The organism is Desmonostoc muscorum LEGE 12446, from assembly GCF_015207005.2.
GTDB lineage: Bacteria > Cyanobacteriota > Cyanobacteriia > Cyanobacteriales > Nostocaceae > Nostoc > Nostoc muscorum.
In genome coordinates this window covers 4,139,304-4,153,125 of sequence record NZ_JADEXS020000001.1, presented here as the reverse complement: position 1 = coordinate 4,153,125, position 13,822 = coordinate 4,139,304, and the positions used below count along the sequence as shown (strand labels likewise).

The window sequence follows — 13,822 nt, the reverse complement described above, 5'->3', positions numbered from 1 at the left end:
ACGAGTATTAAACTCAAGAACTATTTTTTTGAGTAAATATACAATATTAAATTTGGAGGAAAATCATGAGTGCTACAGTCAATTTATCAAAATTACAAAACAATTTGAATGAAGTTAATTACCCAATCAGCAGAGAAGAATTGCTGAGATATGCAGAAGAAAAAGGTGTTGACGAGGTTGTTCTGCGAGCTTTGAAGCAATTACCTCCAAAACAGTATCAAACCTTAACTGATATCAGTCAAGCTATCCTAAGCAGCGAATAAGTGTTAGTGAAAAAACTAATACAAATTGCGTCGCATCTAGCTTGGCAGTACAGAGTGACTGATTGCCTCCCAATACTTCTCGGATAAGTAGTGTTCACTTCTGGTGCGATCGGGGAAAAGGGTAAGGGGTGAATTTAAACGCTTTCCCTTTTCCCTTTAACCGACAAGTATTCGATTGCCTCCTAGCTGTCACATATTCATAATCTATGACGCCTCCGAAATTGGCAATGGTAGCACAGCGTCATGAGCGAAAGCCCAGAAACGACCTTCAAATACAAATAAATCGGTCCATCCATATTGATTACACCAGTTGGTATAACTTGCTAACAAATCACTATCAATTTGCTGGTGGAGGCGTTCTAAACTGTACTTGATTTTAATCTGTGCCAAAAAAGGAACGCGGAGTAAATCACTATCACAAGCGCGAATTTGTAGAGATTGTTGCCATCGCTGCCCTGCTTGGGAACAAGCATTTTGGTAAGTGGTTTGTTCTCGTTCTTTGATAGTCTTAATCTCAATTAACTCTGTTAGAGAAACAGAGCGGGAAAAAAGCCGGCAGCTTGGTGGATCGCTATCTTGTTCTAGCCAGCGTTGAATAATGTCAATGAGGATTTCATGTAGTTCATCTATCATAACTCTTATCTTTGTTGCTTCTGATAGCCAGAGGCTAAACCTGTAAAATAGATGGAGCAGACATTTTGGAGCTTATTGATTTATCCAAAAAGGAATAGATCCTTGTTTGCGTTTAAGTTTATAAATTCTCGCAGGACAATCATCATTACTCCATCCTGGCTCGATTTCACAAGCTTCAATCAGATCGCGCAAAGCCCTGTCAAGAACACTATAACTACACTCAAGGGCATCTTTAAGTTCTCCGGCAGTTTTTCCCCCGGAACGCAGCTGTTCGAGGATAATTTGGTTGATATAATTCATAACTTCTCCAGTTGTAAAATGATAGATTAACTGGATGTAGCAATACAGCAAATTTCAAGTTAACGAAGTACACTATCTATGTCTCAAAGGTAGGCAGAGAAAGTATTCTAATTCTAAATTCTGACTCCTGAATTCTGCTGTAAGTTCTTGTCTAAACCGGCGTTGCTGAGTAGAAATATGAATTAGTCTCACGCAGAGGCGCAGAGGCGCAGAGAGTAAGAGTTGAGAAGAGTTTATTTTTGAGTTTCATATTCTCATTCAGCAACGCCTCTAAACCGGGTGCCGATGCGTGTAAAGTTGTCCATCTACTTCGGCTCGTCGCAATCGGTGGGCGCATTCTGAGCAATAATACTCTTCACCCACCGAGTAGACAGGATGACCGCAATTATCGCAATGCTCAGTGTTGCCCAGTTCAGGATTATATTGCCAGTGCCATTGACAACATATAGATGTATCACTGATTGTTTTGCTGTGTGCATCAATGGCGGCAAGGGCTTTTTCTTCTGCTTCCACAAGTGAGTCAGCTTGTCCTTGCCAGTGTTGCTCTCTAGATTCAGTATTAAGAAATACTAAAAATTTCATAAAGGAGTAACCTAGCATAAATTGTAATCAATCAAAGACTAATAACATAGCTTTGATTCCAAGATACAGCCTTGATCTCGTGGCTCTGGTTCTACTAAAGGACGTATTCTGTATTTTCTTAGGACTTAGGCATTGACAATAAATGCCAAATATGCATAAGGTTAAAAACCACATCTTTCGTAAGGGCACAGCATTGCTGTGCCCCTACAACATGGTCTATTTACGTAGTTTACCGCCGTAGGCATCGCACGATAATTAAGAAAAGCCTGAAACAACCGGGAGCATCGTTAATTCACATCACGATGCATTTGTACAGTGCGTAAGTCCTATTTCTGTGGGAAATTTTTGGCGTACATATCCTAATCAGGGAGCAAGGTTTGTCAGAGTTGGGCTGCATTTGCTAGCTGATGCCTAATATCATGTCCGGTTAAAAACTTATCATTAAGACGGCAGGGGAGCAGGGGGCAGGGGGAAAGAGGGTTTCCTGGTTTTTGCACAGATGCGGGAATTATAACTAATTAGCCGGACATGATATAACTCAAGTTAAGGGATTTCCAAGAAATAAATTATCCAAATAAACGTAGACGCGCAGCGGCTTGCCGTAGGCTACCACTCCAAGCGCAGAGAACACAGAGAGAGGAGAAATACAGAGGGTTTTGGCGTCAGTTTTGGGATATTTTTTTATTTGGAAGTCCCTAACCAGAAAGCAGTTATGTTCCTGGCAAAGGCGGTCATGTCTGCATTCTTGGTGAGAGTACAATATTTAGCAATACTGCAACTGTTAAACTCTCAGGTAACAATGGAGGTTAGCGGACTCGAACCGCTGACATCCTGCTTGCAAAGCAGGCGCTCTACCAACTGAGCTAAACCCCCGTAAAATTAAAATAGCAGGTAACTTTGTTTGCCGTTGTTATTGTAACTTATCTTGTTCAATTACTAAAGGGATGAAGCCAGAAAATATCCAGGTCGTCGCAACACTATATAAATTCGTCAAGCTGCCAGATTTTACCGAGAAACAAGAACCTCTGCTGTCTTACTGCCAAGGGCAAGGTGTCAAGGGAACAATTTTGCTGGCAGAAGAAGGAATTAACGGTACGATCGCAGGTTCGCGTCAGGCGATTGATTCTGTTCTCTGGTTTTTGCGTTCTGACCCCCGTCTAGCTGATCTAGAACACAAAGAATCTTATACCCAAACTCCACCTTTTGAGCGGATGAAGGTGCGGTTGAAGCAAGAAATTGTCACTTTAGGGTTGCCAGAAATTGACCCAAACGAACGAGTCGGCACCTATATCAGTCCCCAGGAATGGAATGATTTAATTTCCGATCCGGAAGTAACCGTGATTGACACCCGCAATGATTATGAGGTGAATATCGGTACTTTCCAAGGAGCAGAAAATCCCCAAACTGAGTCATTCCGCGAATTCCCCGATTATGTACGCCACCACCTCGACCCAACGCAACACAAAAAAGTTGCTCTGTTTTGTACAGGGGGCATTCGTTGTGAAAAAGCCTCATCCTTTATGCTTGCCCAAGGCTTTGCAGAAGTCTATCATCTCAAAGGCGGCATTCTCAAATATTTGCAGGAAATTCCAGCCCAACAAAGTTTATGGGAAGGGGAATGTTTTGTCTTTGATGAACGGGTAGCCGTCAGTCATGGGTTGGAGTCAGGAAGTTATGAATTATGCCTGTGTTGTGGGCGTCCGATTTCTGAGGAAGATAAAGTTTCCCCCAAGTATGAGCAAGGTATCTCCTGTGCCTATTGTTTCGATAGCCTAACCGACGAGAAAAGAGCGCGTCAGCAGGAAAAATGGCGACACTACCAAAGCCAAGTTGCTAACAAAAATAAGGATGTTGGGTAATAGGTTGGGTATGGGGAGTGCTGTTAGCGGTAGCGGGGCGTTTAGCCCGTTAGGAGTTAAGAGTTATTTTCCCTATTTCCTCATCTCCCCACTCCCCCTTCAAACCACCAGGTATTCTCAGCTTGGCATAATCGCCGCCCAATTGAACTCGTGATGGTGGTTGGTGTAGAATTGCACAGCATCTTTGGACTGCGGCTTGGTACTCTCGCCATTGCTTACGAATTGCTCTGCTAGTAGCATCGTCTCCTAAGTCTGAAAATCTTAGCCCTGAGCGAATCAGCCAAGATTCCACGTCGGTTGTTTCACCAACTATTTCTGGAATCGGATTAATGTTGTCCATAAGTAATTTCTGATACAAGCATTAAAAATTTCTAACTTTACTCTAAAAGAAACTATAAATAATAGCCAATACCATTTTTTTTCAAACTCATAAATAAAAATGATTAACAAAAATATTCATATCTGAGTATCCACACTCAGATACAGCAAATTGCAACAGGTGTGAGGTACAGATAATTGTAGGGGCACAACATGTTGTGCCCCTACCTGTGTACTTCATTGACCTGAAATAGGCTGTATGATATTGTGAAGCGCGATCGCAGTTGGCAGATATCATTGCTAAGAAACTCCGAATCAGCCGTCGCGATTACTAGAAGCGATAGCCCAATCCTGCTTGGAAGCTCACAGCATCAGCATCACTATTTCTATAAGCGTCAATGCCCCATTTCGTATCACCATAGGCGATGACATTGTTGGTAACTTCTGATTCAACACCAAGGGTGACTACAGGTGCATTGCGATTGCCCAATGGGCTATTTTGACCTTCGTCAGTTACAAAAGAATAACCACCACCGAAGTAAACGTTAGTGTTTTTGGCGATGGGCGCATCGTAAGTGACTATGGGCATAATGGCAGCGGCATCACCACCATACAGTACAGAACCTCGCACTGAAAGAGGTGTTTTAGGAACGGCGTAACGTGCTTGGACATTTCCACCAAGTTGTGCATCATCGTTTCCTTGTCCGCCACTGGTTGCACCAGCCGCAATACCAGCACCAATATAATTACCGTTTGTGCCCGCTGTTTGAGCAGATGCAATACCACCTGAAAGGATAATAGAAGCAACAGCGATCGCAGAGGCAGCTAATTTTGTCAGTTTCATAGAATTCTTCTCACTAGAGTTAGGTAATATCAATGTTCTCTAGTACCAGAATCTCTTTTTTTACAAAATGTAACCTCCCACAGTCGGTTCACCTTACTGGTTGAATTGTTTTTCACCCGGTAGGGTGATAAAGTACTGAGTTTTGAATTTAACAAAAAGCTGTGAACACTAAGTTTCTCAACTCACCATCTCAGCTAAATATACTACTAAATGAAACTATCATTACCACAACAATAACTTGTTGATAGACGGGTAAGGACGAATAGATAAATACAGCATAATTGGTGAATTTAGGAGTCAGAATTTACCAATTAAAATAGGCTCTGTGCCTAGTTTTGAGACATATATAGTGTAATATGATGTACTTCCATTTCCTGAAAATATGCTGGCCAATTAAATACCACACCTCTACAAGTGACCTTTGTAAAACAGGGAGACTGTTCAGAAATTCTAGTGTAAATTTTGCTTCAAATTGCAGGTAAATTGGTGTTTATGTTGGAAAACAAGCAGCATCTATTAAACAATTTGGAGATCATTTATGAATGAGATTGACCTGATAGTATCTTCTGTGACAGCTCCACTATATGTGACTTTAGGTGAAATTATTCCAATCTCTTGGACAGTCACAAATCAAGGTACAGTTTCTACCTCATCTAGCTGGTATGACGCAATTTATATTTCTGCTGACCAGTTCTTCGACTACAGCGATATCCAACTCACCAGCCCCAATACAGAAAATACGCTTCTAGCACCTGGGGGTAGTTATACAGTTACCCAAGACATTTATATTCCCTCCTATGTAGCAAAAGGCGGGGGCTACCTGTTATTTTTTGCGGATAGAGGAAACAACGAGAGTGAAACTGATGAAACCAACAATGTATTCGCCCAAGCCATCACCTTCACCACTCCAGACGTAGATTTAGTTGTCACAGCAGTTAATGCCCCAACTATTGCTGCATTAAGTGAAAGGATTTCTGTGTCTTGGACAGTCAAAAACCTTGGTACAGTCTCTGCCTTAGATGACTGGTCTGATGCAGTTTACATTTCCGATGACCAGTTCTTGGATTCTAGCGATAAATATCTCAGTGATGCCTGGACAGGAGAAAACACGCCTCTAGAAGCCGGTCTTAGCTATACAATTACCTGGAAGATTTATATTTCCTCATACCATGAAACAGGCGATCGCTACCTGTTATTTGTTGCAGATAGTGGATACTACGGCAACAATCAGCTTGAAACCGATGAAACCAATAATGTATTTGCCCAAGCCATCACCATAAATGTTCCAGATCTAGTTGTCACAGCAACTAATGCCCCAACCACGGCTGCATTAGGTGAGACGATTTCTGTATCTTGGACAGTTAAAAACCAAGGTATAATTTCTGCCTTCGCTGACTGGTATGACTATATTTACATTTCCGATGACCAGTTCTTTGATTCTAGCGATACTGCGATCGCCAGCCGCTACACAAAAGAGAATACGCCTCTAGCATCTGGGGATAGTTATACAGCTACCCAAGACATTTCTATTCCCAACTTCCTAGCAGCAGGCGATGTCTACTTATTATTTGTCGCGGATACTGGATACTACAACAATCAGGTTGAAACCGATGAAACCAACAATGTATTCGCCCAAGCCATCACCCTGACTGCCGAAGATTTAGTCGTGACAGCAGCTAATGCCCCAACTACGGCTGCATTAGGTGAGACGATTTCTGTATCTTGGACAGTTAAAAACCAAGGTATAGTTTCTGCCTCCAGTGACTGGTATGACGCGGTTTACATTTCCGACGATCAGTTGTTTGACTCTAGCGATACCAGACTCACCGACCGTTATACAGGAGAAAATACGCCTTTAGCATCTGGGGATAGTTATACAGCCACCCAAGACATTTCTATTCCCAACTTCCTCGCAGCAGGCGATTTCTACCTATTATTTGTCGCTGATGGAGGAAACTACGGCAACAATCAGGGCGAAACCGATGAAACCAATAATGTATTCGCCCAAGCCATCACCCTGACTGCCCCAGATTTAGTTGTCACAGAAGCTAATGCCCCAACTACCGCTGCATTAGGTGAGACGATTTCTGTATCTTGGACAGTTAAAAACCAAGATATAGTTTCTGCCTCTGGTGACTGGTATGACACGGTTTACATTTCCGATGACCAGTTCTTCGACTCTAGCGATACCAGACTCACCGACCGTTATACAGGAGAAAATACGCCTCTAGTATCTGGGGATAGTTATACAGCCACCCAAGACATTTCTATTCCCGACTTCCTAGCAGCAGGCGATGTCTACCTATTATTTGTCGCTGATGGAGGAGAATACGGCAACAATCAGGGCGAAACAAACGAGGACAATAACGTGGGAGCATTAGCAATTAGCGTGTATGCTCAAGACCAAATTTTCAACGGTACATCTGGACACGATACCCTGACTGGTGACGATCGCAACAACCTCATTATTGGTTTGCAAGGGGCAGATATCCTCACAGGTGGTGCTGGCAGTGACCGATTTGTTTATACAAGTATCTGTGATGGAGGAGATATTACTGATTTTGTGGCTGGTACTGACAAAATTGACTTGAGCCAATTATTCCAGACCTTGAGCCTGGACAGCCTTGACTATGAGAGTGCAACTACCCAAGGCTACTTGAGCTTCGGTACTGTCTTAAATAATACCACTGTCATGATTGACCTAGATGGCACAGCAGGTTGCGTTTATCCAACACCCTTATTAACTGTCATCGATGTATCTCAAAGCACCCTAGCTCAGTCTGATAACTTCGTGTTTTAAGTTGCAGTGGCAATAACTGTCATTAGTCATTTGTCCTTGTATAGCCAAGTGGGTGAAATATTATTCAGCCACTTGGCTATAGCAGAGAGTTATTTTTTCAAAAAACGCTGACGCAGACGAGATATCAAAATATTCACCTCTGGTATTTTCAGCCATGAAGCGATCGCCGCAAACACCGCAATTCCCACAAAGCCAGATACACACAACTGCGACAGCATAATCAGTAAACCTGTTTTACCTAACAATTGTTGAGAAGCAACCAAAGTTCCATAGCTGGCTACACCGGCTACTACACTTCCCGCAGTTAAACCGAGAATTGGCACACTCCACTCACGCCAAGGTAAACCATTGAGTTTGCGATCGAGCAACCACAACAGCATTAATAAAGAGCTGCAATTTACACCCACTGTTGCTAATACTAAACCGGGTGCGCCAAAAGGCCCAACCAAAATCCAATCGAGGGCAGCATTGAGAAAGATATTAAAAGTACTGATGCGAAAGGGTGTCTGTCCATCACCCAAAGCATAAAACACCCGCACCAAGACATCACGCCCCAAATAAACAAACATCCCAATGCCGTAAACAATTAGCAACTCGGAAACTAACTGTGTCGCATCCCCCTTAAAAGCACCGCGTTCGTAAACCACCTGGACGATGGGTACAGATAGCGCCACCATCAGCGCTCCCAAAGGTAACATGGTGACAGCACTCAGCAACAGTCCTTGACGAATACGTGATTTCAGGTCGTCCCAATGTTCTGGAGCGGCAAGTTTGGCAAATATTGGTAATAGGGGCAATAAAATGATGTTAGAAATAATTCCTAAGGGAGTTTGCACCAGCAAATTGGCATAGTTAAAACCCGCAGCAGCACCAGGGATGGGACTGGCGAAGTAAAGCACGGTGGCAAAGTTAATTGGCATCATTCCAGAGGAAATTGTTGCCGGAGTCATGATTTTAACTACTTCTTGGACAGCTGGGGATTTAAAATCAAACCGCAGCCGTAATGTACCTAGCCCCAATCGCCACTGGACAACTAGCTGTACCAACCACTGGAGAATTGCCCCTGCCAAGGTTCCCCAGGCTAACACCATACCACCGATGAAAGCGTATTCTGGCTTGATTATGTCCTTGCCCAGTTGCATCGTCATGAAACCAATGCCGATGACAACGGTAATACTTGATAACAAAGGGCTAATGGAGAGTAACCAATATTGATTGGCGGCATTAAGAGTACCGAAGCCAATACCAATTAATCCAGAAAATAGAGCCATAGGTGCCATAATCTGGATTTGTTGGATAGCGATCGCTCTGGTTGTTCCATCCAAACCATGACCGACTATATCAACAATCTCATCTGCCAAGAAAATTTGAGCAACTGTTACCAGTAACAGCAATCCACCCACCAGTGTTGTCACGGTTTCTACCAAGGGAGCCGCTTCTTGTTGCTTGCGCTTGGCTAAAACACTGACGATCGCACTGTGTAATGGGCCATTCACACCACCTAGTAAGATTAATAAAAAGCCAGGGATAATATAAGCGTAGCTGTAGGCAGTAGCAGCCGCACCAACACCAAAAGCAGCAGCGATGGCTTGCTGGCGAATTAAACCAAAGATTTTACTAATTAATGTGGCAATGGCAACAATGCCAGCAATTCCAGCGAAAGAACGAGAGGGTTTTTGGTCTTGTTGTGTCACGAAGAATACCTGAATACTCTTGCAGAGTGCATATCTGAAAACATTTAACCTAAATTTTAGGGGTTGTCAGGCTAATTTTGATAAGTTAGTCATTAGTCTAACGGGAATTAGTCAAGTGCGTAGACCAGACATCGCCTTTTTGCTAGTGGATGCACTAGAAGGCATTGACAAAGCGATCGTCCCAAATTACAACAATTTTCACCCGACAGGCAATAGCCAATGCCCGTCTACATATTTATGTGTGCGTTTAAAAACGTTAGTATTTGACGCCAAGCGATACTTAGACATCCAATCAAATTAGTGAACAATCAACAATTAAGCTGTTACGCATTTAAATTCCACTCTGACTAGTGAGGGCTGCCATTTGTCTTTGTCATTTGTGTTTACAAAGGACTAAGTGACACTAGGTCTGAGCTAGGGATTTCAATCCTAACTCAAGCGCAGCCCTGAGAAAAGTGGGAAACTGTGCAGGACTGGAAACATTGATAACTGATTGTTAACAAGTTGTGAAGATAAGTCAAGAAAGGGGAATTATAACAATAAGCATCTTCTTTAAAAGAATTGGATAGTCAGAATCCAGAATGATTAGAAAATCAAGGGTGCTATAGCTTCTTAATTTTATTGAAATTATTAAGCTTCAGTCTCAAAGTCTTCTGAATTCTGACTTCTGTATTCTGTATTCTAAATTCTTACATGGATACTTCAAGAAGAAGTTTGTCATCCTCAGAAGCTTGACACTGTTCAACCCGACGAAGTTTGACATCATAAATCTTTGTAGAACAATCCCTCAAATCAATAGCAATGGAACTCAATTCAAATTTCACCGAAAATCAACTTCTATTGTCAAGCGCTCAGCTTCAAGAGCAACTAGAGAAACAAAAGGCTCTGGCGAGTGTGATTGTGCGAATTCGGGAGTCTCTTGAGTTAAAGACGATTTTTCAAACTACAGTTACAGAAGTGCGTCAGTTGCTCAATGCTGACCGAGTAGGGGTGTTTCAATTTGACCTAGAAAAAGATTGGGAAGGAGAATTTATTTCTGAGGATGTTGCACCTGGTTGGACTTCAGCAATGGCAGTAAAAGTCCACGACCACTGCTTTGGAGAACAATTTGCTTCTATTTATCAACAAGGAAAAGTGCAAGCAATTGCTGATATTTACGAGGCGGGACTGAGTGATTGTCATACAAAATTTTTGGGTCAATTTCAAATCCGCGCCAACCTCATTGTCCCTCTATTAAGGGAGAAGAAACTGTGGGGATTACTTTGCATTCATCAGTGCAGTGAGGCTCGTAACTGGAAAGAATCAGAAATTGAATTTATTCGTCAAATTGCTGACCATTTAACAGTTGCCATTCAACAAGTAAAGCATCTCCATGAAGTCCAATTACAAGCTGCAAAATTAGCTCAAGCAGCCCAGCGCGACCAAGTAATTGCTCAGCTTGTTGATACAATTCGTTCGCCTCTAGATATTGACACCATCTTTAAAACAACAACTGAAGAAATACGAAAACTACTGCAAGCCGATCGAGTTGCGATCTTTCGCTTCTATCCCGATTGGAGTGGTAGCTTTGTGGCTGAATCATTTGCCGAAGGGTGGACCGCCTTAGTTGGTATTCAACCTGCGATCGCTGATACTTATTTACAGCAAACTCAAGGGGGACGCTACCTTAAAAATGAGACATTTACAGTCAATGACATTTATCAAGCCGGATTAACAAATTGCCACGTCACTCTGTTAGAACAATTTCAAGCAAAAGCTTTTTCAACTGCCCCAATTCTTCAAGGAGATAAACTTTGGGGAATCATCGCTGCTTACCAAAATCTCTCACCTAGACAATGGCAATCCTATGAAGTTGAATCACTCAGCAAAATTGGTACACAAATTGGTGTAGTACTGCGACACCATGAGTTGTTAGCACAAGCTCACTATCAAGCAGAACAACAGAAGACATTAACCAGTGTGATCACTCGTATTCGTAAGTCTTTGGATTTGGATACAATCTTTCAAACTTCTGTGACTGAGGTGCGGCAAATGCTACAAACAGACCGAGTGGCAGTCTTTTGTTTTGATCCTCAAAAAAACTGGGAAGGAGAATTTATTTCTGAAGATGTTGTAAGTGGATGGAACTCAGTAATCACTGCAAAAGTCTACGACCACTGTTTTGGGGAACAGTTTGCTATTGATTATCAACAAGGTCGCGTACAAGCAGTAGCAGATATTTACGATGCAGGATTAAGTGAATGTCATGCGGCAATTCTCGGCAAATTTCAAGTGCGGGCCAATCTGGTGGTTCCCTTGTTGAAGCAAGGTCAATTATGGGGATTATTGTGTGTTCATCAATGCAGCAATCCTCGAACTTGGCAGCCTTCGGAAATTGAATTTGTCAGCCAAGTTGCAGAAAATTTAGGGGTTGCTTTACAGCATAACAAACTCTTACATGAAGCTCGATATCAAGCAGAGCAACAAAAGATATTAACTAGTGTTATTGCTCGAATTCGTGAATCTTTAGATTTAGATACCATCTTTCAAACATCTGTTACTGAAATGCGGCAACTACTCAAAGCCGACCGAGTAGGGGTGTTCCGCTTTAATGCACAAAAAGACTGGGAAGGAGAATTTGTTTATGAAGATGTAGCTGTCGGTTGGACTTCAGCAATAGCAGAAAAAGTTTATGATCACTGCTTTGGTGAACATTTTGCACCACTTTATGCCCAAGGTCGAGTAAATGCGATCGCTGATATTTATCAAGGAAATTTTCAAGGCTGTTATATACAAATCCTAGAAACATTTCAAGTGCGTGCTAATATGGTTGCTCCACTTTTGAAAAAAGGCGAACTTTGGGGATTGCTGTGTATTCATCAATGTAACACTCCTCGTCAATGGCAACAGTCCGAAATTGAATTTGCAACTCAAATTGCCGAGCAATTGGGAGTAGCATTAAAACAGGATTCCTATTTCAAACAAGTTCAAATGCAAGCTGTCCAGTTAGCAGAAGCTACCGAACGGGAGAAAGCAATGGAACGACAAGAATTATTGGCTGCTACTATTGATAAAATACGTCAATCTCTCGATATTCAAACTATTTTTAGAACCACTACTCAAGCTGTACGAGAGCTACTTGAAGTCGAGCGAGTTGCAATTTACCGCTTTAACTCAGATTGGAGCGGTAAATTTGTAGCAGATTCCTTTAAAGATGGCTGGAAACCTGTTGTACAAACTCAACCATTGATTCTAGAAACCTTTGAAGATACAGATGATGATAATGAACTTCCACGCAACGAAACTTTCGTTCCTATTCGCCAAGGTGAAAAATTATGGGGTTTGTTAGTTGCTTATCAAAATTCCCAACCGCGTTATTGGAAAGAAGAAGAAATTAATCTACTAGCTCAAGTAGGAGTGCAATTAGGAATTGCAATTCAACAAGCAGAATTGCTCGAACAAACTAAACGTCAAACTTCAGAACTTACTCAAGCCCTGCAAGAATTAAAACAAACTCAAAGCCGATTGATTCAGGGTGAGAAAATGGCAGGTTTAGGACAACTATTGGCTGGAGTCGCTCATGAAATTAATAACCCAATTAGTTTTATTTTTGGCAATCTCATACATTTAAAAGAATATACTCAAGAACTCCTGGATGTCGTGAAAATTTATCGGCAAATTCCAGATGTCCAAAAGAAAATTGACAAGACTGATTTGGATTTTATTATTGAAGATTTACCTAAAACAGTTGACTCCATGCAGGTAGGAGCAGAGCGGATTCATGAGATTGTGCTATCACTGCGAAACTTCTCTCGTACAGATGAGGCGGAATTGAGAGCAGTAGACGTTCATGAAGGTTTAGATAGTACTTTGCTAATTTTAGGGCATCGGCTGAAAAATAGTAGCGATCGCCCTGCTATTGAGGTTATTAAAGAATATAGCACCTTACCTTTACTCGAATGCTATCCGGCACAATTAAATCAGGTGTTTATGAATCTTCTGAGTAACAGCGTTGATGCATTAGAGGAAAAATTTAAATTTATACAGCAAAAGTATTCAGAATCAGCAGAAAGATGCCCAAGAATTCCTTTGACTATCTGGATTAGTACCCAAATTGTTAATAATCAAGTTTTAATTAGAATAGCTGATAATGGTTTGGGGATTCCAGAGGAAGTGCGATCGCACATTTTTGACCCCTTCTTCACCACCAAAGCACCAGGTAAAGGTACAGGCTTAGGATTGTCTATCAGCTATCAAATTGTGGTTGAAAAACATCATGGTGAAATTAAATGTTTATCCAAACCAGGAGAAGGAACGGAGTTTTTAATTAAAATTCCCAACGATAATTAAAAAGAAGAATTCAGAATGGGCTACGCCCCGCTGGCCTAACAGAATTCAAGAATCAAAATCAATCAAGACTTATGCAAAAGATAACAAAAGTAGGGGTAATACGCTGCTGGAAGCCGCTTTGCGTCTACATAAATTGCCGCTAGGCAAGAATAAGGTTTTCGGTCACATGTTGCCTAAGTCCTTGATTCTGAATTCTGACT

11 protein-coding genes and 1 tRNA gene are annotated in these 13,822 nt (G+C 41.8%); 5 read left to right on the top strand and 7 right to left on the bottom strand.

Annotation, left to right across the window (positions count from 1 at the left end; translation table 11 throughout):
* Positions 1–65 precede the first annotated feature (65 nt).
* The gene (locus tag IQ276_RS17785) at positions 66–263 is read left to right on the top strand and encodes a DUF2795 domain-containing protein (protein ID WP_193918024.1); all 198 of its coding nucleotides are present in this window, start codon (positions 66–68) and stop codon (positions 261–263) included.
* A gap of 204 nt (positions 264–467) precedes the next feature.
* Here IQ276_RS17785 and IQ276_RS17780 read toward each other — a convergent pair whose 3' ends face one another.
* From IQ276_RS17780 to IQ276_RS17765, 4 genes are all read right to left on the bottom strand, one after another.
* Positions 468–896, bottom strand: a complete 429-nt coding sequence (locus IQ276_RS17780; RefSeq protein ID WP_193918022.1) for a hypothetical protein — start codon at positions 894–896, stop codon at positions 468–470.
* A 72-nt stretch (positions 897–968) separates the two neighbouring features.
* A complete protein-coding gene (locus IQ276_RS17775) occupies positions 969–1,196 on the bottom strand; it encodes a hypothetical protein (protein ID WP_193918020.1) in 228 nt (75 codons plus the stop codon).
* Between the two features lie 270 nt (positions 1,197–1,466).
* Complete coding sequence (locus IQ276_RS17770; protein WP_193918019.1) at positions 1,467–1,778, bottom strand: hypothetical protein; 312 nt, start codon at positions 1,776–1,778, stop codon at positions 1,467–1,469.
* Positions 1,779–2,578: 800 nt separating this feature from the next.
* Positions 2,579–2,651, bottom strand: a tRNA-Ala gene (locus IQ276_RS17765).
* 71 nt (positions 2,652–2,722) lie between these two features.
* Between IQ276_RS17765 and trhO the strand changes: the two genes are divergently transcribed.
* Complete coding sequence (trhO, locus tag IQ276_RS17760; RefSeq protein ID WP_193915045.1) at positions 2,723–3,637, top strand: oxygen-dependent tRNA uridine(34) hydroxylase TrhO; 915 nt, start codon at positions 2,723–2,725, stop codon at positions 3,635–3,637.
* 49 nt (positions 3,638–3,686) lie between these two features.
* Here trhO and IQ276_RS17755 read toward each other — a convergent pair whose 3' ends face one another.
* Positions 3,687–3,977: a hypothetical protein gene (locus tag IQ276_RS17755; RefSeq protein WP_193915043.1), complete on the bottom strand. Its 291-nt coding sequence runs from the start codon at positions 3,975–3,977 to the stop codon at positions 3,687–3,689.
* 309 nt (positions 3,978–4,286) lie between these two features.
* Positions 4,287–4,799: an outer membrane beta-barrel protein gene (locus IQ276_RS17750; protein ID WP_190875903.1), complete on the bottom strand. Its 513-nt coding sequence runs from the start codon at positions 4,797–4,799 to the stop codon at positions 4,287–4,289.
* Positions 4,800–5,337: 538 nt separating this feature from the next.
* Here IQ276_RS17750 and IQ276_RS17745 point away from each other — a divergent pair.
* Entirely contained in the window at positions 5,338–7,599 is a 2,262-nt protein-coding gene (locus IQ276_RS17745) for a CARDB domain-containing protein (RefSeq protein ID WP_193915041.1), read from the top strand.
* A gap of 89 nt (positions 7,600–7,688) precedes the next feature.
* Here IQ276_RS17745 and murJ read toward each other — a convergent pair whose 3' ends face one another.
* Positions 7,689–9,293, bottom strand: a complete 1,605-nt coding sequence (gene murJ / locus IQ276_RS17740; RefSeq protein WP_193915039.1) for a murein biosynthesis integral membrane protein MurJ — start codon at positions 9,291–9,293, stop codon at positions 7,689–7,691.
* 115 nt (positions 9,294–9,408) lie between these two features.
* On the opposite strand from murJ, the gene IQ276_RS17735 reads away from it, so the two are divergent.
* The gene (locus IQ276_RS17735; protein ID WP_193915037.1) at positions 9,409–9,594 is read left to right on the top strand and encodes a hypothetical protein; all 186 of its coding nucleotides are present in this window, start codon (positions 9,409–9,411) and stop codon (positions 9,592–9,594) included.
* A gap of 500 nt (positions 9,595–10,094) precedes the next feature.
* A complete protein-coding gene (locus IQ276_RS17730; protein WP_193915035.1) occupies positions 10,095–13,622 on the top strand; it encodes a GAF domain-containing sensor histidine kinase in 3,528 nt (1,175 codons plus the stop codon).
* Positions 13,623–13,822: the final 200 nt, after the last annotated feature.